Annotated in this window: 21 protein-coding genes; 7 read left to right on the forward strand and 14 right to left on the reverse strand. The window is 72.7% G+C overall.

The window, feature by feature from the left end:
• Nucleotides 1-197 precede the first annotated feature (197 nt).
• Nucleotides 198-383, forward strand: a complete 186-nt coding sequence (locus ACZ7LY_RS30770; RefSeq protein WP_471628025.1) for a hypothetical protein — start codon at nt 198-200, stop codon at nt 381-383.
• A 215-nt stretch (nt 384-598) separates the two neighbouring features.
• On the opposite strand, the gene ACZ7LY_RS30775 is transcribed toward ACZ7LY_RS30770, so the two are convergent.
• Nucleotides 599-1,855 (reverse strand): GNAT family N-acetyltransferase, encoded by a 1,257-nt coding sequence (locus ACZ7LY_RS30775; RefSeq protein WP_471628026.1) that lies wholly within the window; start codon nt 1,853-1,855, stop codon nt 599-601.
• Nucleotides 1,856-2,064: 209 nt separating this feature from the next.
• Entirely contained in the window at nt 2,065-2,640 is a 576-nt protein-coding gene (locus ACZ7LY_RS30780; RefSeq protein WP_471628027.1) for an RsiG family protein, read from the reverse strand.
• Between the two features lie 178 nt (nt 2,641-2,818).
• Here ACZ7LY_RS30780 and dtd point away from each other — a divergent pair, with 178 nt between their 5' ends.
• Nucleotides 2,819-3,244, forward strand: coding sequence for a D-aminoacyl-tRNA deacylase (gene dtd, locus ACZ7LY_RS30785; RefSeq protein ID WP_471628028.1), 426 nt, complete (start codon nt 2,819-2,821; stop codon nt 3,242-3,244).
• 23 nt (nt 3,245-3,267) lie between these two features.
• Here the strand turns inward: dtd and ygfZ are convergent, their stop codons facing one another.
• The 11 genes from ygfZ to ACZ7LY_RS30840 all read right to left on the reverse strand — a co-directional run bounded on the left by ygfZ (nt 3,268) and on the right by ACZ7LY_RS30840 (nt 11,087).
• Nucleotides 3,268-4,248 (reverse strand): CAF17-like 4Fe-4S cluster assembly/insertion protein YgfZ, encoded by a 981-nt coding sequence (ygfZ, locus tag ACZ7LY_RS30790; RefSeq protein ID WP_471628029.1) that lies wholly within the window; start codon nt 4,246-4,248, stop codon nt 3,268-3,270.
• Nucleotides 4,249-4,282: 34 nt separating this feature from the next.
• Nucleotides 4,283-4,723 carry a Fur family transcriptional regulator gene (locus ACZ7LY_RS30795; RefSeq protein WP_471628030.1) on the reverse strand — a complete coding sequence of 147 codons (441 nt, stop codon included), beginning with the start codon at nt 4,721-4,723 and terminating at the stop codon, nt 4,283-4,285.
• Nucleotides 4,724-4,739: 16 nt separating this feature from the next.
• Complete coding sequence (locus ACZ7LY_RS30800; RefSeq protein WP_471628031.1) at nt 4,740-5,312, reverse strand: heme-binding beta-barrel domain-containing protein; 573 nt, start codon at nt 5,310-5,312, stop codon at nt 4,740-4,742.
• Nucleotides 5,313-5,606: 294 nt separating this feature from the next.
• The gene (locus ACZ7LY_RS30805; protein WP_471628032.1) at nt 5,607-5,867 is read right to left on the reverse strand and encodes a DUF3099 domain-containing protein; all 261 of its coding nucleotides are present in this window, start codon (nt 5,865-5,867) and stop codon (nt 5,607-5,609) included.
• Nucleotides 5,868-6,014: 147 nt separating this feature from the next.
• Nucleotides 6,015-6,302, reverse strand: a complete 288-nt coding sequence (locus tag ACZ7LY_RS30810; RefSeq protein WP_401405108.1) for a DUF1416 domain-containing protein — start codon at nt 6,300-6,302, stop codon at nt 6,015-6,017.
• Nucleotides 6,303-6,330: 28 nt separating this feature from the next.
• Nucleotides 6,331-7,176, reverse strand: a complete 846-nt coding sequence (locus ACZ7LY_RS30815; protein ID WP_471628033.1) for a sulfurtransferase — start codon at nt 7,174-7,176, stop codon at nt 6,331-6,333.
• 136 nt (nt 7,177-7,312) lie between these two features.
• A complete protein-coding gene (locus ACZ7LY_RS30820) occupies nt 7,313-7,393 on the reverse strand; it encodes an Ms5788A family Cys-rich leader peptide (RefSeq protein ID WP_359001348.1) in 81 nt (26 codons plus the stop codon).
• A gap of 226 nt (nt 7,394-7,619) precedes the next feature.
• Entirely contained in the window at nt 7,620-8,348 is a 729-nt protein-coding gene (locus ACZ7LY_RS30825) for an LmeA family phospholipid-binding protein (RefSeq protein WP_471628034.1), read from the reverse strand.
• 129 nt (nt 8,349-8,477) lie between these two features.
• Nucleotides 8,478-9,947, reverse strand: coding sequence for a hypothetical protein (locus ACZ7LY_RS30830; protein WP_471628035.1), 1,470 nt, complete (start codon nt 9,945-9,947; stop codon nt 8,478-8,480).
• A gap of 5 nt (nt 9,948-9,952) precedes the next feature.
• Nucleotides 9,953-10,207, reverse strand: a complete 255-nt coding sequence (locus tag ACZ7LY_RS30835; RefSeq protein WP_471628036.1) for a MoaD/ThiS family protein — start codon at nt 10,205-10,207, stop codon at nt 9,953-9,955.
• Nucleotides 10,208-10,247: 40 nt separating this feature from the next.
• Nucleotides 10,248-11,087, reverse strand: coding sequence for an alpha/beta hydrolase (locus ACZ7LY_RS30840; RefSeq protein ID WP_471628037.1), 840 nt, complete (start codon nt 11,085-11,087; stop codon nt 10,248-10,250).
• 297 nt (nt 11,088-11,384) lie between these two features.
• Here ACZ7LY_RS30840 and ACZ7LY_RS30845 point away from each other — a divergent pair, with 297 nt between their 5' ends.
• From ACZ7LY_RS30845 to ACZ7LY_RS30865, 5 genes are all read left to right on the forward strand, one after another.
• The gene (locus tag ACZ7LY_RS30845; RefSeq protein WP_471628038.1) at nt 11,385-12,152 is read left to right on the forward strand and encodes a winged helix-turn-helix transcriptional regulator; all 768 of its coding nucleotides are present in this window, start codon (nt 11,385-11,387) and stop codon (nt 12,150-12,152) included.
• Nucleotides 12,153-12,285: 133 nt separating this feature from the next.
• Complete coding sequence (locus tag ACZ7LY_RS30850; RefSeq protein ID WP_471628039.1) at nt 12,286-13,308, forward strand: LacI family DNA-binding transcriptional regulator; 1,023 nt, start codon at nt 12,286-12,288, stop codon at nt 13,306-13,308.
• Nucleotides 13,309-13,497: 189 nt separating this feature from the next.
• Nucleotides 13,498-14,589, forward strand: a complete 1,092-nt coding sequence (locus ACZ7LY_RS30855) for a S1C family serine protease (RefSeq protein ID WP_471628040.1) — start codon at nt 13,498-13,500, stop codon at nt 14,587-14,589.
• Between the two features lie 89 nt (nt 14,590-14,678).
• On the forward strand, nt 14,679-15,413 hold the full coding sequence (locus ACZ7LY_RS30860; protein ID WP_471628041.1) for a response regulator transcription factor: 735 nt from the start codon (nt 14,679-14,681) through the stop codon (nt 15,411-15,413).
• Nucleotides 15,410-16,882 (forward strand): sensor histidine kinase, encoded by a 1,473-nt coding sequence (locus ACZ7LY_RS30865; RefSeq protein WP_471628042.1) that lies wholly within the window; start codon nt 15,410-15,412, stop codon nt 16,880-16,882. Before ACZ7LY_RS30860 ends, ACZ7LY_RS30865 begins: the two co-directional genes overlap by 4 nt.
• Before the next feature lie 22 nt (nt 16,883-16,904).
• On the opposite strand, the gene ACZ7LY_RS30870 is transcribed toward ACZ7LY_RS30865, so the two are convergent.
• Nucleotides 16,905-18,155, reverse strand: a complete 1,251-nt coding sequence (locus ACZ7LY_RS30870) for an LmeA family phospholipid-binding protein (RefSeq protein ID WP_471628043.1) — start codon at nt 18,153-18,155, stop codon at nt 16,905-16,907.
• Nucleotides 18,156-18,176 lie beyond the last annotated feature (21 nt).

Here is an 18,176-nt window from a genome sequence, read left to right on the forward strand (position 1 = left end):
GTTGAGGAGAAGGTGGTTATGAGTCGCCGTAGAGCGGAGATAAGTACCAGTGAGTTGGTGACCAACTTGAAGGACATGGTCGGACAACCTCGGGGGTTGGCGTCGACCACACAGGTTGGTCTACGTCACCGCTATGTCAGTGGAGTTGGTCGCCGCTCGGGCCATCAGGCCCTCAGGACCCGTAGGAGGTAGAGACCATGCCGCTCTTCGCCATCCTCGTCGCCGCCCTCGCCATCGGTTTCGAACAGCTCATCCAGTGGCGGTACGGGCCGATGGGCATCATCGCGTTCATCGTGCTGTCCGTCGGCCTCAAGGCCAAGAACACCGTGATCAGCGGCATCGGGGCGGTCGTCCTCGTCATGCTGCTGGCCCAGAGCGGCTGACCGGGCTCCCTTCCGGAGGGGAGCCGGGAGCCCGGTCAGGGCCTCTCCTTCGGATCATGCCGGGGTCGCGGGCTCTGGCACCGCACCTCGCGGCGTTGTCGTCGGTTGCCATGGCTCCGCCATGACGCCCTCCTCCGCCTTGCGATGCACGGCACCAGAGCCCGCTCCCTGATCCGGCCTGACCCGAAGGAAAGGCCCTAGTCCCGCACCACCCGTCAGAAGACGTCGGGGCACCAGGGCCTGCGGGCGGTGCGGAACAGGGCGTCGGCGCGCAGCGCGGCGCCCGTACGCTCCTCCGCGATCCGCCCCAGCGCGGCGAGCCGCACCGCGGAGGCGTCCCCGAGCCACAGGGCGCCCAGCTCGCCCACGTCCAGGGTGATGTCGGCGGACGCGGTGCTCGGCACGCAGGACGCGCCGTCCGGCCCCGCCGTCAGCCGGAACCGCCCCGCGGCGAACCCGGCGGCGTCCCGCACGTCCAGCACCAGCTCCCCTGCCGTCTCGTACGTCCGTGCCTCCAGGGCCGCCACGACGTCCAGGACGCGGGCCCACAGGAAGTCCGCCTGGGTGGTCAGGCGGGCGGCGCGCGGGTCGGGCAGCAGGTGCGGCAGCAGGTCGTCGGGGGCGCGGTCGCCGGAGCGCACGGCCGTCACCCAGTCCACCGAGCAGAGGTGGTGCCACAGCGCGCGCTCGGCGGCCGGGTTCAGCGCGAGCAACTGCCGTACGGTCGCCGTGTTCCCCGGCATCTTGGCCTCGCCCCAGTGGGCGTCGACGGTGTAGACGAGCAGGCCCTCGACCTCGCCGGAGGCGCCCCGGTACAGGACGTGGAACGGCTCGGTCCAGGGGTCCTCGGGCGTCGGCCACAGCCCCGTGGCGTGCTCCCACCAGAACGGGCCGCGCGACACGACGCCCGCGACCCGGCGGCGCAGCCGCTCGTGCAGCTCCGGGCCCGCCTTGCGGACGTCCTCGGGGTCGGCGGGGTCGATCCGGGCGCCGTCGCCCGGGCCCGCCCAGGACGCGTCGAGGCCGGCGCGCGGCACGTCGATCTCCCAGTGGGCCGTCGTCGCGGCCGGGCCGAAGCCGTAGCGGCCGTAGATCCGGTACTCCGCCGCGATCAGCGTCGCCGCGACGTCACCGCGGTCCTTCGCGTCGGCGAGGTCGGCCGCCATCATGCGGGTCAGCAGGCCGCGGCGGCGGTGCGTGGGGGTGACGGTGACGTTCGTGATGGCGTCCGTGGGGACGGTGGCGCCGCCGGGGACGGTCAGCTCCTGCGCGAAGGAACGGAACGTGGCGGTCTGGCGAGGGCCGGCGGGGGTGTCGCTGAACGCGGCGCGGGTGCGGCTCAGGTCGAAGTGGGCCAGCCGCTTGGTGACGGTCTCCTGGCCGGCCGTCGGCGGGCGCAGGAACCCCCGGTTCAGGGCGCGGCACCACTCCGCCAACTCGTCTTCCCGCACGCCCCGAACAACATCACCCATCCCCCCAACCTAACCCCCACCCCCCACCCAAGTCCCCCGAGTTTCCCCCGCCCCGACAGGGGCGCGGGGAACTGCGCGAGAACCCCCACCGGCGGACGGCCAACCGACAACCCCAGGGGCCACCGCCCCGACAGGGGCGCGGGGAACTGCGCAACCAGCACGACAAGCACCCCGCACCCAAGAACACCCCCCGCACAAACCCCCTCCCCCTACCCCCCCAAAAGATCAGCCACCCGAGCCTCCCCCTCCCGATAGCGGCGAGCGATCTCCGCACTGCACCCATCAGCAACCCGCTGCAACTCCTGCCGCCGCCGCGACACTTGCTGCTCATACCGCACGAGCCGCCCCATGGCCACATGCAGTTCGCCGTCGGTGCGCGCCCCCAGATCCGACAGCTCCACGTCCGACAGCATCTGCGCCGCCAGCCGCCGGAACTCCTCGCTGTGCGGCAGCCCCACCGTGACGTGCCGCGCCGAGGACCGCTGCCGCGTCGGCTGGTCCCGCAGGATCTCCGAGAGCCGGTCCACGACGGGAGTCTCCGGGTCGCGGCGCCGCGCCAGCTCCGCCCGCAGGATGTCGATGCGCCCCTGGAGGAGCCGCCGTACGTAACTGAGGTCCGCCTCGTTCTGCTGGGAGTCCCGCCGCAGCGTACGCAGTTCGGGCAGCCGCAGCAGGGACAGGTCGGGCGCGGGTGCCTCGGGCAGCTCGGGGCTGCCGGTGCGCTGGACCGGCGGTCGCGCCACCGCCGGCTGGGCGGGCTGCCCCGTACCGGATGTCTGGCTCATGGTGTGTGCGTCCATGACGTGCTTACCGTCCCCTCGACCGGACCGACGCGGCACGCCCTCGGCGTACCGCGTGTGAGCATCGTGCCACTCGAAGTGGCCGGTTGGTGCCCGAGTGCCCCATATCGGCCCCGGATGGGGGGTTCGGGTACTCGTGTGGAGGCACGGCATGATGGTCCGTATGCGTGCAGTGGTGCAGAGGGTGGACGGCGCGAGCGTCGTCGTAGGGGACGAGACGGTCGGCGAGATCAAAGGTGAGGGCCTGTGCGTCCTCGTCGGGGTCACGCACGAGGACACGAAGGAGAAGGCGGCCCAACTGGCCCGCAAACTCTGGTCGATCCGGATGCTGTCCGACGAGCGTTCGTGCAGTGACGTCGGCGCGCCGCTCCTGGTGATCAGCCAGTTCACGCTCTACGGCGACGCCCGCAAGGGCCGCAGGCCCACGTGGAACGCGGCGGCGCCCGGCGATGTCGCCGAGCCGCTCGTGGACGAGGTCGTGGCGCGGCTCAGGGCGCTGGGCGCGACCGTGGCGACGGGCCGGTTCGGGGCGCGGATGCGGGTGTCCCTGACGAACGACGGCCCGTTCACCGTCCTGCTGGAGATGTAGGCGAGGGAGACTCGGGGGCCGCGTCAGGGCTCGACCACGATCTCCTGCGCGGCGGCGGTGGTCTCGGCGAGCAGCGGCGCGTCCACCGGCACGTTCCGCTTGACCAGGGCGAGGGCGATGGGTCCCAGCTCGTGGTGGCGTACGGAGGTCGTCACGAAGCCGATCTTGCGGCCCTCGGGCCCGTCGGCGGCGAGCCGGACCTCGGCGCCGTGCGGCGGCAGATGGACCTCGCTGCCGTCCAGGTGCAGGAAGACCAGGCGGCGCGGCGGCTTGCCGAGGTTCTGCACGCGGGCGACGGTCTCCTGGCCGCGGTAGCAGCCCTTCTGGAGGTGGACGGCCGAGCCGATCCAGCCCAGCTCGTGCGGGATCGTGCGGTGGTCGGTCTCCAGGCCGAGGCGCGGCCGGTGCTGCTCGACGCGCAGCGCCTCGTAGGCGAGGAGCCCGATCGCCGGGCCGTGGGCGCCGGCGTACGACTCCAGGTCCGCGCGCGGCAGGAACAGGTCGCGGCCGTACGCGGTCTCGCGCACCGCCACCCCGTCCGGCGCGGGCGCGAGGGAGCCGGCGGGCAGATGCACGACGGCGATGTCGGCGGTGCGGTCGGCGACCTCGACGCGGTAGAAGAACTTCATCGACTCCAGGTACGCGAGGAGCGCCTCCTCGGTGCCGGGCTCGACGTGCGCCCAGGTCGTCGTGCCGTCGTCGACGAGGTAGAGGGCGTGCTCGATGTGCCCGTTGGCCGAGAGGATCAGCGCCTCCGTGGCCTGGCCGGGGGGCAGCTCGCTCATGTGCTGGGTGAGGAGCAGGTGCAGCCAGCTCAGGCGGTCCTCGCCGGTGACGGTGAGCACGCCGCGGTGCGAGAGGTCGACGACGCCCGTGCCGTCGGCGAGAGAGCGCTGCTCGCGGAAGAGGTCGCCGTAGTGCGCGGCGACGCCTTCGTCCACGCCTTCGCCGGGGACGGCTCCGGGCAGGGTCAGCAGGGGGCTGCTCGGTGAAAGTCGCTGCATGGTCACACAGACTACGACGACGGCCCGGACGCGCTTATTCCTGCGGATCCGCCTCGGCCTTCGCCGCGCAGTCGCGGCAGCGGCCGAAGATGGCGAAGTGCTTGAGGTCGGTGTCGAAGCCGTGCTCGGCGCGCAGCTTCGCGGTGAAGTCCTGGGCCGCGTCGACGTCGACCTCGATCACGTGCGTGCAGTCGCGGCAGACGAGGTGGATGTGGTGGTGCCGGTCGGCCAGGTGGTACGTCGGGGCGCCGTGCCCGAGATGGGCGTGGCTGACCAGGCCCAGCTCCTCCAGGAGCTCCAGAGTCCGGTAGACCGTCGAGATGTTGACCCCCGACGCGGTCCTGCGCACTTCGCTCAGGATGTCGTCGGGGGTCGCGTGCTCCAGGGTGTCCACGGCTTCCAGGACAAGCTGGCGCTGCGGAGTCAGCCGGTAGCCGCGCTGCCGCAGATCGCTCTTCCAGTCGGTGCTCACCACACCGCCGAGTGTATGACTACTTGAAGAAGGCGATCCCGTCGTCGGGCATGTCCGGCAGGTTGCGGGCCATCTCGGCGACTTCCTCGGGCGAGACGACCTTCTTGAGCTGCGCCGACATGTAGGGGCGCAGCGGGACCTCGGGGGTCTGCTTCTCGCCGACCCACATCAGGTCGCTCTTGACGTACCCGTACAGACGCTTGCCGCCGGTGTAGGGGCCGGAGGCCGCGGTGCGGGCGACGGCGTCGGTGGCCAGGTCGATCTGCGGCTTCTTGTCGGCCAGCTCGCCGTACCAGACCTCGACGACACCGTCGTCACGGACCATGACGACCTCGACCTTGCGGTCCTTGTCCACGCGCCAGAAGCCGGACTCCGACTCCAGCGGCTTCACCTTGTTGCCCTCGGCGTCGAGGATCCAGGTGTGGGAGTGGTACTCCAGGAAGTCACGCCCGTCGTGGGTGAAGGAGACCTCCTGGCCGAAGTTGGCCTTCTCGGCGCCGGGGAAGTCGGTGACACCGGCGCCGGCCCAGTCGCCCAGCAGGAACGCCAGGGGCACGAGGTCGGGGTGCAGGTCGGACGGGATCTGGATCATGATCTGGGATTCCGGTCGGCTCGGGGACGGGTCAGCGCTGGCCCTGGTACAGCTTCTTCACGGTCAGACCGGCGAACGCGAGCACGCCGACGCAGACCAGGACGAGCAGAGCGGAGAAGAAGGCCTCAAGCACGGGTGCTCCTCGGTGAGCTTTCTCAAGAACGGTACGGACACAGAGCCGCACCCCACTGTAGTAGGAGGGCCCCCGGCTCTCTCGGCGAGGTCAGCCGAGCGGTCGATCCGGGGCCGGCGCCCCCTCCCGCGCGCCGGAGCGGGGCGCGGCCCGGCCCGGGGTCAGCGGGGGTGGTTCTTGCCGTCCAGTTCGTCCCACCACTCGTCGGACTTCTTGTCGCCTGAGGGGTCGTCCCACCAGCGGTCCTCGGGGCCGCGCCGGTTGGCGACGATCGCGGCGAAGGGCGGGATGACCATGGCGACGACGCACATGGCGACGGCGGCGGGCACGGACCACAGCCGCACGACGCCCCACGCCAGGACGAAGAGGACGATGCAGACGCCCATCATGGCGAAGTAGGCGTGCTTGCGGCGCGCGTACATGTCTCCAGCGTAAGCCGGAAGCGGTGCCGGTGTACGGCGAGGAGAGGAGGGCCGGTGCGGGCGCGAGCCGGAGGACCGCACCCCGTTCCAGTGGCGTCCAACCCCCTGGGGTGCGGTCCTCCGGTGTCACGGCGGGCCGGTCATCGCTCAGACGGCGATGGCGACCTCCGCGAGCCCGCCCGTGCTGGCGACGACCGTGCGGTCGGCCGTGCCGCCCGGCACCAGGGCGCGCACGGTCCACGTGCCCTCGGCCGCGTAGAAGCGGAACTGGCCCGTGGCGGAGGTCGGGACCTCCGCGGTGAACTCACCGGTCGAGTCGAGCAGGCGCACATAGCCCGTCACGGGCTCGCCGTCGCGGGTCACCTGGCCCTGGATGGTGGTCTCGCCGGGCTTGATCGTCGAGGCGTCCGGGCCGCCGGCCTTCGCACCGCACATAGCTGAACTCCTAGTAGATGAGGGGCGGTTACTTGTTGGCGCCGAGCTCGATCGGCACGCCGACGAGGGAGCCGTACTCGGTCCACGAGCCGTCGTAGTTCTTGACGTTCTCGACGCCGAGCAGCTCGTGCAGGACGAACCAGGTGAGCGCGGAGCGCTCGCCGATGCGGCAGTAGGCGATGGAGTCCTTGGCGAGGTCGACCTGCTCGTCGGCGTAGAGGGCCTTCAGCTCCTCGTCCGACTTGAAGGTGCCGTCGTCGTTGGCGTTCTTCGACCACGGGATGTTGCGGGCGCTCGGCACGTGGCCGGGGCGCTGCGACTGCTCCTGCGGCAGGTGGGCCGGGGCGAGCAGCTTGCCGGAGAACTCGTCGGGCGAGCGCACGTCGACGAGGTTCTGGCTGCCGATCGCGTTGACGACGTCGTCGCGGAAGGCGCGGATGGAGGTGTCCTGCGGCTTGGCCTTGTACTGGGTGGCCGGGCGGCTGGGGACCTCGGAGCCGTCGACCAGGTCGCGGGAGTCCAGCTCCCACTTCTTGCGGCCGCCGTCGAGGAGCTTGACGTCCTGGTGGCCGTAGAGCTTGAAGTACCAGTAGGCGTAGGACGCGAACCAGTTGTTGTTGCCGCCGTAGAGGACGACCGTGGTGTCGTTGGCGATGCCCTTGGCCGACAGGAGCTTCTCGAAGCCCTCCTGGTCGACGAAGTCACGGCGGACCGGGTCCTGGAGGTCCTTGGTCCAGTCGATGCGGATCGCGTTCTTGATGTGGTTCTTGTCGTACGCCGAGGTGTCCTCGTCGACCTCGACGATCGCCACGTTCGGGTTGTCGAGGTTGGCCTCGACCCAGTCTGCGTCGACCAGGACGTCGCTGCGGCTCATGCTGTGTTCCTCCGGGGCAGGTGCGGCGGGGCATGCGGAAGTCGGAATCGGGTGCGCGGCATCGCGCGAGGGGTGGCCCCGAGTCGACTCGAGGGGCGCGGGGAGAGCGGGAGAGGGCTGGTCGGCCGGGGTCCGCTCAGACAGGGCGACAGAGCATGGCGGCGACGCGGCACAGGTCTACTGCCCGCCGCTTCGTGAGGTCCGCCTGTCGCTGCATGCGTCCGATCGTAAGGACGCGACGGCGGCCGTGTCACCGGTGTGTCGGATTCTGAGACGCGAACGTCCGACACGCGAGACGTGAGCCGGGTGCGGGCTGTGTTCGCGGGCTTCGGGGGCGCCGAAAAACCCGTTTCCGCCTGCGGACCGGACGTACCGTCTCGCAGTACGGACGTCAGGGCTTCTGGGAGGCCGCAGGGAACCTTCGTACGGGGACGCGCGCGTGGTCAGCCGACGAGGTCGAGGTCCTTGCCGCGCACCGTGATCTCCACGCCGTCCGGCACCGCCTGCACCTTGTCCAGGGAGATCCCGCCGGGCAGCCGGTCGATGGCCTGCTGGAAGTCGGTCACCCCGCGCACCCGCCCCTCGGCCAGCTCGAACGCCCCGATCCTGGGCAGGCTGTCCGCGCGGGCCGACACCTTGCCGCCGCTGACCTTGACGGAGCTGAGCACGGTCGGGTGCAGCGTGCCGAGGGGCGTCCGCACCGCGAGCACGACCTTGATCTTGTCGCCGCCGCCGTACGAGAGGCCGTCGATGCCGGCGGTGATGCCGGGGGCGAGCGGCGCCGGGTCCTGCTTCTTGACGGCCTTCAGCAGCTCCGCGTAGTCGATGCGGGCGGTGCCGGTCGCGGAGGCGGCCTTGGCGGAGCTGAAGCTGCTGTCGAACTTCACGTGCCGCATCTCGGCCTTGAGGTCCGCGATACGGATGCTGCCGGTGCCGCTCTTGGCCTCGTAGTCGTGGATGCCGACCTCGACGTCGTCCAGGGTGCTGTCCGCGACCTGCGTCAGGAACGGGAAGCCCTTGATGGACACGTCCGGCGCCGTGTCCAGGTGCTCGCTCGACTTGATCTCGTCGGCCGCCTTGTTCTCCGCGAAGGCGACCGCGATCCGGTCCGCGATCACGAAGAGGACGCCGAGGACGACGGCGATGACCAGCAGTATTCGTAGTGCGCGCATGTTCCTGTGGCTCCCCAGGCTTCGATGTCTCCCTCCGCGAGCGTACGGCGGCCCCGGCCCGGGTCACCGGGGCGCGGGGCCTTTGTTCCGAAGTTGTCGAAGGGTCGGTGCACCGGGCACGGGCCGCGCTCAGACCAGCGCGCGCCCCAGGATCCAGACCGCGGGAGCGGCGGCGGCCAGCGGCAGCGCGACGCCCGCCGTCATGTGCACGAACCGGGACGGATAGTCGTACGAGGCGGCCCGGTGCCCCACGAGGGCGCAGACGGCGGCGCCCGCCCCGAGCAGCGCGCCCGAGGTGCCGACCCCGGTCGCGGCCCCGGCGGCGATGCCCGCGCCGGCGGCGGCGAGCAGGGCGACGACGACGGAAGCGGGCGTCGGCAGCGGCAGCGCGCGGGCGATCATCGCGGCGGCGACGGCGAGCGCGCCGACGGTCACGGCGTGCGGGGCGGCGGCGAGGTGTCCGGCCGCCATGATGGCGAGGGCGGCGGAGGCGACGGTCGCCATCAGACCGTACATGCGCTCGTCCGGCGCCGCGTGCGAACGCAGTTGCAGGACGAGCGTCAGCAGCACCCAGACGCCGAGCGTGCCGAGGATCGCGGCCGGGCCGCGCTCGCGGCCGGCGGCGAGCAGCGCGATATCGGCGACGACACCGCCCAGGAACGCGAGGGCGATGCCCTGGCGGGCCGGCCACATGCCGTTGAGCCGGAACCAGCCGGCCGCCGTGACCGCCTGGAGCAGCAGCAGCGGCACGAGCAGCCCGTACGGGCCGACGGCGGCGCCGCCCGCGAGGAGCACCCCGAGCACGGCGGTCAGCGCGGCGGGCCGCATGCCGGGCTCGATGACCGGCGAGCGCCCCTCGGCGCGGGCGCGCTGGGCGTCGGTGACGCGGGTGTTGCCGGTGGTGGTCGCGGGCCCGTACGCGGGCTCCTCCCCAGCCCCGACGGCCTCCGGCGCGGGGGGCGCGGGCTGGGCGGCGGAGGCGGGCTGCGGCTGCGGGGCGTACGGGGACTGCTGGTGCGTCTGGGACTGCTCAGGCTGCTGGTGCGCCTGGAACTGCTCAGCCTGCTGGTGCCCCTGGAACTGCTGGTGCGGCTGAGCCTGCTGGTGCGCCTGGGACTGCTGAGCCTGCTGGTGCGCCTGCTGCTGCGGGTGCTGTTGGTGCTGCTGGTGCTCAGGCTGCGGCTGAAGCGCGGGCTGCGGCTGCGCGGCGGCCTGACCTGAGGCACCGGCGCCGTGCTCCCGCCCGTTCGTGTCGTACGCCGACCAGTCCTGCCGCGGCGCGGACGACGGAGCCTGCTGATGCTGGTCCCCGTACTGCGGCTGACCGTACTGCGGCTGACCGTACGACGGCTGACCGTACTGCTGCTGGTCCCCGTACGAGGGCTGCGGCTGCGGCTGCGACCGGTGCTGGTGGGGCGGGGGCGCCTGCTGCGGGAGCGGGGCGGGCTGCACCTGGGTGTCCCAGGTCTGCGCCTGCCACTGCTGCGTCTGCGGCCCGTCGGGCTCCTGCGGCTGCGCGTAGCCGCCCGCGTACGGGTCGTAGGTCTGCCCGTGCCGGTCGGGCCGCCCCTGGGGCGGGTACTGCTGGTCGTTGCTCATCGGGGTCACCCTCCTGCGAACGGCGGGAGCACCTCGACCGTGCCGCCCTCGGCCAGCCGTACCGTCTCATGTTCCCGGGTGCCCACGGGGTCGCCGTCGACCAGGAACGAGGAACGCCGCAGCACACCGAGCAGTTCGCCGGGGTGTCGCGCGCGGACCCCGTCGAGGGCGGCGGCCAGGGTGTCGGCGTCGTACGGTTCCTCCGCGACGCCCGCGGCGGCCTTGGCAGCCGCCCAGAAGCGGATCGTGCCCTGCGCCATGCTCTCGGCTCCTCGTGGGTCGGATCGGTCCTGCGGCGTCCTATTGTGCGGCACCGGCGGCCACGGCCCACTCCGCGATCCGGGCGAGCAGCGCGTCGTCCGCCGCGTTCTCCGCGTGCCCCATGCCCGGCTCCAGCCACAGTTCGGCGCCCCCGGCAGCGGCGGCGGCCAGCATCCGGGGGTGGTCGACGGGGAAGTACGGGTCGCGGTCGCCGTGCACGACGAGCAGCGGCGTCGGCGCGATGAGCGGCACCGACTCCACCGGCGACAACGGCACCGGGTCCCAGGCGGTGGACTGGATACGGGTGCGCAGCCCGAGCCGGCCGACGACGCGTCCCGCGGGCCGGGTCACCACCCAGTGCAGGCGCCGCATCGGGGCCGTGCCCCGGTAGAACCAGCGGGCCGGGGCGCTCACCGAGACCACCGCGTCCGTCCGCGCTTCCGTGCGCCCCCTGTGCGACGCCGCGTGCCGCAGGACGACCGAGCCGCCCATCGAGAAGCCGACGGTGACCACGCGCGCGTGGCCGAGCGAACGGGCCCAGGCGACCGCCTCCGCGAGATCGAGCACCTCCCGGTCGCCGACCGTCGAACGCCCGCCGGAGCGCCCGTGGCCGCGGAAGGAGAACGTCACGACCCCGGCCGCGGCGTGCGCGAACACGCCCGCGGCGCGCCGGACGTGCGGGCGTTCCAGATCGCCGGTGAAGCCGTGCGCGAGGACCAGCGCGGGCGCGTGAGGGCCGCCGTGCCCCGGCGTGTACGCCGCGTCGATGGCGACCCCGTCGGTGGTGCGCAGCGTCACACGCGCGGGGCTTGACAGCCCCTGTTCCGTGACCGGCCGCACAGAAGATCGCCGCTCGTCACCTGCCGGACCCGATGTCATGTCGGCTATTCTGCTGGGCAGAGGACTCGGGCGACGCAGCCCCCGGGTCCTTTTGTGCTTTCCGGTGCGTCGTATACGAACCGCGTGTACGAACGGCGCGCCGGACGGCACCCGGGCCCGAGGCGCGGGCCCGGACGAGGACCACAGCAGTAGTCGTACGTACGAAGCAGTGCCGCAGACTCCCCCACGGCCGGCAGGGGCGTGGGGGATGCCCCACGTAGGGACCGAGGAGGAACCGGACGTCATGGGCGAGCGAAACGTGCACGGACACAGGACGATGCGAGCAGGTGGTGCGCGATGAGCTCGCTGCTGCTCCTGACCAACGCTCTTCAGCCGTCGGCGGAGGTGCTTCCCGCGCTCGGCCTGCTCCTGCACAACGTGCGGGTGGCGCCCGCGGAAGGCCCCGCGCTCGTCGACACCCCCGGCGCGGACGTGATCCTGGTGGACGGCCGCCGCGATCTGCCGCAGGTGCGCAGCCTGTGCCAGCTCCTGCGCTCGACGGGCCTCGGCGCCCCGCTGGTGCTCGTCGTCACCGAGGGCGGTCTCGCCGCCGTCACCGCCGACTGGGGCATCGACGACGTCCTGCTCGACACGGCGGGCCCCGCGGAGGTGGAGGCGCGGCTGCGGCTGGCGATGGGCCGCCAGCAGATCGTCGCCGACGACTCCCCGATGGAGATCCGCAACGGCGACCTGTCGGTGGACGAGGCGACCTACAGCGCGAAGCTCAAGGGCCGCGTCCTCGACCTCACCTTCAAGGAGTTCGAGCTCCTGAAGTACCTGGCGCAGCACCCGGGCCGCGTGTTCACCCGCGCCCAGCTGCTCCAGGAGGTGTGGGGCTACGACTACTTCGGCGGCACCCGGACCGTGGACGTGCACGTACGGCGGCTGCGCGCGAAGCTCGGCCCCGAGCACGAGTCGCTGATCGGCACCGTACGCAACGTCGGCTACCGCTTCGTCACCCCGGAGAAGCCCGAGAAGCCCGAGAAGCAGGCGGAGCGCAAGGCCGCCGAAGGCAAGGGCGCCGAGCGGGCGGAGGCCGACGCGCCGGCCCCCGCGAAGCGGTAGGGCCTCTCCTTCGGATCATGCCGGGGTCGCGGCCTGATCCGAAGGAAAGACCCTGGCGCGGGCGCCGGACGCGGGGCCGGTAACGATACGAACACCCTGCCCACGAGCGGTTCCATCCGCGTAGACTCCGCGCGTGGCCAAGGTGACTCGGGATGACGTCGCGCGACTGGCGGGTACTTCGACCGCCGTCGTGTCCTACGTGATCAACAACGGACCCCGGCCGGTCGCCCCGGCCACGCGCGAGCGCGTACTCGCCGCGATCAAGGAGCTGGGGTACCGGCCGGACCGGGTCGCGCAGGCCATGGCGTCCCGCCGCACCGACCTCATAGGCATGATCGTGCCGGACTCGCGGCAGCCGTTCTTCGCGGAGATGGCGCACGCGGTGGAACAGGCGGCGTCCGAGCGCGGCAAGATGGTCCTCGTCGGCAACTCGGACTACGTGGCCGACCGCGAGGTGCACTATCTGCGCGCGTTCCTCGGCATGCGGGTCTCCGGGCTGATCCTCGTCTCGCACGGCCTGAACGACCACGCGGCCGGTGAGATCGAGGCGTGGGACGCGCGGATCGTGCTGCTGCACGAGCGGCCCGAGGCCATCGACGACGTCGCCGTCGTCACCGACGACCTCGGCGGCGCCCAGCTCGCCACCCGCCACCTCCTGGAACACGGGTACGCGTACGTGGCCTGCCTCGGCGGCACCGCCGAGACGCCCTCCGTCGGCGACCCCGTCTCCGACCACGTCGAGGGCTGGCGGCGCGCGATGCGGGAGGCCGGCAGGTCCACCGAGGGCCGCCTGTTCGAAGCCCCGTACAACCGCTACGACGCGTACCAGGTGGCGCTCGGGCTGCTCGCGGGCCCTGACCGGCCGCCCGCGATCTTCTGCTCGACCGACGACCAGGCCATCGGTGTGCTGCGGGCCGCGCGGGAGCTGCGCATCGACGTGCCGGGCGAGCTGGCCGTCGCCGGGTTCGACGACGTGAAGGAGGCGGGGCTGACCGATCCGCCGCTCACCACGGTCGCCTCGGACCGCTCCGCGATGGCGCGGGCCGCCGTCGATCTGGTCCTGGACGACGGGCTGCGGGTCGCGGGGTCGCGGCGCGAGCGCCTCAAGCTGTTCCCCTCGCGCCTGGTGGTCCGCCAGTCCTGCGGCTGCGCCTGACGTCTTCCGCCGCCCTTCCCGTACGGGACCGCATGGCCGCCCCTTTCCCGTACGGGACCGCCCGGTCGCCTCCCCCGAGGCGCCGGGCCGCGTCTTCAGTCGCGTCTTTATATCGGGCAAACAGGCTTCTGCCGGGCTTCTCAGCGGGCACTCAGGCAGTTCTCATGTACCCGACACACGCTGGGTGCCATGACCGAGACCCACCGCCGTGGCGGCGACAAGCCCGAGCACCCCGCGCACCCCGCGTACCCGGCGCACCCCGGGTACCCCGAGTCCCCGGCGCCCGCCGCGTACCCCGCGCACGCCGACACCGCCCCGCAGCCCTCTTACAGCGGAGGCGGTGCCTTCCCGCCCCCGCCGCCCTACGAGCCGGGGCCGGCCGCCCACGGGCCGAAGCGGCGGCGGCTGCGCGGGCCGGCCGGGCTGATCGCGGCGGTCGCGGTGGCCGCGGCGGCGGTCGGCGGCGCCACCGCGTACGGCATCCAGGAGCTGGCCGGGTCGCAGCACTCCACGGCGTCCAGCTCCACCAGCACCGATGTCGTGCCCAGCAGCAAGAAGGGCACGATCGCCGGGGTCGCCCAGGCCGTCAGCCCCTCGATCGTGCAGGTGGACGCCTCCCTCGCGGACGGCGCCTCGACCGGCTCGGGCGTGATCGTCACCAGCGGCGGCGAGGTCGTCACCAACAACCACGTGGTCTCCGGCGCCTCCTCGGTGAAGGTCCGCACGAGCGACGGCAAGGCGTACTCCGCCGAGGTCGTCGGCACCGACGCCAAGAAGGACCTGGCGCTGCTCAAGCTGCGCGGCGCCGCCGGCCTCAAGGCGGCCACCCTCGGCGACTCCTCCGGCGTGAAGGTCGGTGACCAGGTCGTCGCCATCGGCTCGCCCGAGGGCCTGACCGGCACCGTCACCAGCGGCATCGTCTCCGCGCTCGACCGCGACGTCACCGTCTCCACCGACCAGGGACAGCAGCAGCAACAGCAGGGCGGCGGCGACGGGCTGTGGCCGTTCGAGTTCGGCGGCCGGCAGTTCAACGGCGACACGGGCTCGTCCAAGACCACGTACAAGGCCATCCAGACCGACGCCTCGCTCAACCCGGGCAACTCCGGCGGCGCCCTCATCGACATGAACGGCAACATCATCGGGATCAACTCCGCGATGTACTCGTCCAGTTCGCAGTCCTCCTCGTCGGACGCGGGCAGCGTCGGGCTCGGCTTCGCCATCCCGGTGAACACCGTCAAGGCCGACCTCGCCACGCTGCGCGCGGGCGGCACCGGAAGCTGACACGGCCGCCGCCGCACGCGCCCGCCGCCCCGCCGTGCGACGCTGAGAGGCGACCCCCGGCCCCACCTCACTCCTAGGAACCGCAGCCCATGAGCCCCGCCGAGAGCGACCGCGACGACCGGCACCGCATCCTCATCGTCGACGACGAGCCCGCCGTACGGGAGGCGCTCCAGCGCTCCCTCGCCTTCGAGGGGTACGCCACCGAGGTCGCCGTCGACGGCGCGGACGCGCTGGAGCAGGTGGCCGCGCACCGGCCCGACCTCGTCGTCCTCGACATCCAGATGCCGCGCATGGACGGCCTGACGGCGGCCCGCCGGATGCGGGCGACGGGCTCGACGACGCCGATCCTGATGCTCACCGCGCGCGACACGGTCGGCGACCGCGTCACCGGCCTCGACGCGGGCGCCGACGACTACCTCGTGAAGCCGTTCGAGCTGGACGAGCTGTTCGCCCGGGTGCGGGCGCTGCTGCGGCGCAGCTCGTACGCGGCGGCGCGCGAGGCCGCCGACGACGCGGACGTGCTGGCCTTCGCGGACCTGCGGATGAACCTGGCGACCCGCGAGGTGACGCGCGGCGCGCGCACGGTCGAGCTGACCCGCACCGAGTTCACGCTCCTGGAGATGTTCCTCGCCCACCCGCGCCAGGTCCTCACCCGCGAGCAGATCCTCAAGGCCGTGTGGGGCTTCGACTTCGAGCCGTCGTCCAACTCCCTGGACGTGTACGTGATGTATCTGCGCCGCAAGACCGAGGCGGGCGGCGAGCCCCGGCTCGTGCACACCGTGCGGGGCGTGGGGTACGTGCTGCGCTCCGGCGGGGCGGAGTGAGCGGCCCGCGCGGACTGCTGCGCCGACTGCGGGGCCTGCCGCTGCGCTCCCGGATCGCGCTGCTGGTGGCGGTCGCGGTGGCGGCGGCGGTCGCGGCGGTCGCGGTGACCTGCTGGTATCTGACGCGGGCGCAGCTCTACTCGCAGCTCGACCAGAAGCTGCGTACCGAGGCGTCGGCGATCACTCCGGCGCAGCTCGACTACATCCGCGCCAACTGCGGTGCCGTGCTCGGGGCAGGGGCGCAGGGCTTCCCCGGCCCGACCGTGCAGATCATCGACACGGACGGCCGGGCGTGCACCTCCCCCGGCGACGCCCGTATCCCGGTGCAGCCCTCGGACGTGACGGTGGCGGGCGGCACGAGCGACGGCGCCGAGCACACGACCGTCGACGCGGACGGCACGTCCATGCGCGTGGTGACGCTGCCCGCGCTCGACCAGCACCGCAACCGGCTGCCCCTCGCGGTGTCCATCGCCAGCCCGCTGACGGAGGTGACCAAGCCGCTGACGTCCCTGGCGTGGGTGCTGCTGCTGGTCGGCGGGCTCGGGGTGGTCGGCGCGGGCGCGGCCGGGCTGTGGATCGCGCGGACCGGGCTGCGTCCCGTCGACGAACTCACCGACGCCGTCGAGCACATCGCCCGTACCGAGGATCTGACCGTGCGCATCCCGGTGGCCGGCGACGACGAGATCGCGCGGCTGTCCGCGTCGTTCAACACCATGACCGCCTCGCTGGCCTCCTCCCGCGACCTCCAGCAGCAGCTCATCGCGGACGCGGGCCATGAGCTGCGTACGCCGCTGACCTCGCTGCGCACCAACATCGAACTGCTCACCCGCAGCGAGGAGACCGGCCGCGCGATCCCGCCGGAGGACCGCAAGGCGCTGATGGCGTCCCTGAAAGCGCAGATGACGGAGCTGGCGGCGCTCATCGGCGACCTCCAGGAGCTGTCCCGGCCGGGCCTGACCGGCAGCGAGGGCCCGCTGAAGGTGGTCGCGCTGCACGACACGGTCCGCAGCGCGGTGGAGCGGGCCCGGCTGCGCGGCCCGGAGCTGACGATCGAGGCCGATCTGGCGCCCTGGTACGTGCGGGCCGAGCCGGCGGCGCTGGAGCGGGCGATCGTGAACCTGCTGGACAACGCGGTGAAGTTCAGCCCGCCGCGCGGCACGGTCGAGGTCGCGCTGATGCGCGGCACGCTGACGGTACGGGACCACGGGCCGGGGGTGGCCGAGGACGAACTGCCGTACGTCTTCGACCGGTTCTGGCGCTCCCCGACGGCCCGCGCGCTGCCGGGGTCGGGGCTCGGTCTGTCGATCGTGGCGCGGACCGTGCACGCGTACGGCGGCGAGGTGGCGCTCGCGGCGGCGGACGGCGGCGGCACCCTCGCCACGCTCTCCCTGCCGGGCGCCCCGACCCCGCCCCCGGACCTCCCGGGGGCGGCGACGACCCCGCCCGGCCCGGAGGAGGAGCAGCCCTAGGGTCTGTCTTTCGGTACAGGCCCTAGCGGCCGAAGCCGAGGCCCGCGCCGGAGAGGTCGACGCGGATGCCGTCCTTCTCGACGCGCACGTCCCGCAGCCGTACGTACCCGCTGTCGCCGGGGAGCTTCGGCAGGCGGAACGAGAGGGAGAGGCGGTCGGCGAGCTGGGGGCGGGTGAGCCGGGTCAGGCCCGACAGGAGCGCCGGGTCGAGGCCGAGCCGCTTCAGGAGCCAGGGGTGGTCGAGGGCGATGTCCACGAGGTTCATGCCCATGAGCGACTTCACGAACCGGGGCGCCCCGGTGACCTCGCTGAGCCGCGCGTCGCTGCGCAGCGCCTGCCGTACGGCGCTGTCGGGTACTCCGGCGCGGTGGACGAGCGCGGGGACGGAGAGCAGACGGCGGGCCTTGTCCGCCTCGGCGGTCAGCCGGGCGACGGACTTGCGGGTGAGGTGGAGGCCGTCGCGGGGTCCCGTGCCGGGGCGGTAGGTGGCGAGGTCGCCGATGTCCAGGCGCATGCCGTCGATGTCGGTGGCGACACCGGTCGCGCCGAGTCGCCGGATGGTGGCGTCGGCGCGGACCTTCACGTCGTGCCCGGCGACGGGCAGCGTGCCGCGCGCGAGGACCCGGTCACGGCCGTGGCCGGTGAACGTGACCTGGGAGGCGCCGAGTTCGCGGTTCATGTCGGCGAAGCTGAGCAGCACCTCGCCGTCCATCCGGGTCGCGGAGGCGCCGGTGACGTCGGTGGGGCCCGAGCCGTGGATACGGACGTCGCGGGCGGTGGCCTGGATCTTGGCGAGGGTGACGCGGTCGGCGGCGACGTCCGGCACGGTGATCCGCATCTCGTCCACGCGCCGGTCCGCGAGCTGCGTCAGGAACGGGAACCCGGCGATCTCCACCTCGGGCGCGGCCGTCAGCTTCAACTGCTTCTTGAGCTGCTGGGCGGTGCGGTGTTCGGCGTACAGGACGGCCCAGCGGTCGCCGAGGGTGAGGAACGCGGCGAGGACGAGGAGGGCGACGACGCCCTTGGCGAGCACGGACAGCCCGGCGAAGCGGTTGCGGCGGCGGCTGCCGCGCCGGTGGTTGGGCGGTGCCCAGTCCTCCTCCGGCTCGGGCCCGCCGGGGTCCTCGCGCAGCACGTCGTCCAGGGGGTTGCCGGCGAGGGCGGCCAGTTCGTCGTAGGGGCTGGGGCGGCCGGGCGCGGGTGGTGGAACCGATTCCGGCGGCCAACCATCAGACGGTATGCGGTCGTTGGCTATGCGGTGGGGGGTACGCATCGGGTGATTCCACCACACACC

This window comes from Streptomyces sp. NPDC107550, from assembly GCF_055639095.1.

Bases quoted from the DNA above. Each gene is read 5' to 3' on its own strand.
- ACZ7LY_RS30805 (WP_471628032.1), bottom strand. From the start codon at position 5,867: ATGTACGCGCGCCGCAAGCACGCCTACTTCGCCATGATGGGCGTCTGC.
- ACZ7LY_RS30855 (WP_471628040.1), top strand. From the start codon at position 13,498: ATGACCGAGACCCACCGCCGTGGCGGCGACAAGCCCGAGCACCCCGCG.
- ACZ7LY_RS30800 (WP_471628031.1), bottom strand. From the start codon at position 5,312: ATGATCCAGATCCCGTCCGACCTGCACCCCGACCTCGTGCCCCTGGCG.
- ACZ7LY_RS30835 (WP_471628036.1), bottom strand. From the start codon at position 10,207: ATGGCGCAGGGCACGATCCGCTTCTGGGCGGCTGCCAAGGCCGCCGCG.
- ygfZ (WP_471628029.1), bottom strand. From the start codon at position 4,248: ATGCAGCGACTTTCACCGAGCAGCCCCCTGCTGACCCTGCCCGGAGCC.
- ACZ7LY_RS30780 (WP_471628027.1), bottom strand. From the start codon at position 2,640: ATGAGCCAGACATCCGGTACGGGGCAGCCCGCCCAGCCGGCGGTGGCG.
- ACZ7LY_RS30770 (WP_471628025.1), top strand. From the start codon at position 198: ATGCCGCTCTTCGCCATCCTCGTCGCCGCCCTCGCCATCGGTTTCGAA.
- ACZ7LY_RS30825 (WP_471628034.1), bottom strand. From the start codon at position 8,348: ATGCGCGCACTACGAATACTGCTGGTCATCGCCGTCGTCCTCGGCGTC.
- ACZ7LY_RS30870 (WP_471628043.1), bottom strand. From the start codon at position 18,155: ATGCGTACCCCCCACCGCATAGCCAACGACCGCATACCGTCTGATGGT.
- ACZ7LY_RS30830 (WP_471628035.1), bottom strand. From the start codon at position 9,947: ATGAGCAACGACCAGCAGTACCCGCCCCAGGGGCGGCCCGACCGGCAC.
- ACZ7LY_RS30840 (WP_471628037.1), bottom strand. From the start codon at position 11,087: ATGACATCGGGTCCGGCAGGTGACGAGCGGCGATCTTCTGTGCGGCCG.
- ACZ7LY_RS30860 (WP_471628041.1), top strand. From the start codon at position 14,679: ATGAGCCCCGCCGAGAGCGACCGCGACGACCGGCACCGCATCCTCATC.
- ACZ7LY_RS30815 (WP_471628033.1), bottom strand. From the start codon at position 7,176: ATGAGCCGCAGCGACGTCCTGGTCGACGCAGACTGGGTCGAGGCCAAC.
- ACZ7LY_RS30820 (WP_359001348.1), bottom strand. From the start codon at position 7,393: ATGCAGCGACAGGCGGACCTCACGAAGCGGCGGGCAGTAGACCTGTGC.
- ACZ7LY_RS30810 (WP_401405108.1), bottom strand. From the start codon at position 6,302: ATGTGCGGTGCGAAGGCCGGCGGCCCGGACGCCTCGACGATCAAGCCC.
- ACZ7LY_RS30775 (WP_471628026.1), bottom strand. From the start codon at position 1,855: ATGGGTGATGTTGTTCGGGGCGTGCGGGAAGACGAGTTGGCGGAGTGG.
- dtd (WP_471628028.1), top strand. From the start codon at position 2,819: ATGCGTGCAGTGGTGCAGAGGGTGGACGGCGCGAGCGTCGTCGTAGGG.
- ACZ7LY_RS30845 (WP_471628038.1), top strand. From the start codon at position 11,385: ATGAGCTCGCTGCTGCTCCTGACCAACGCTCTTCAGCCGTCGGCGGAG.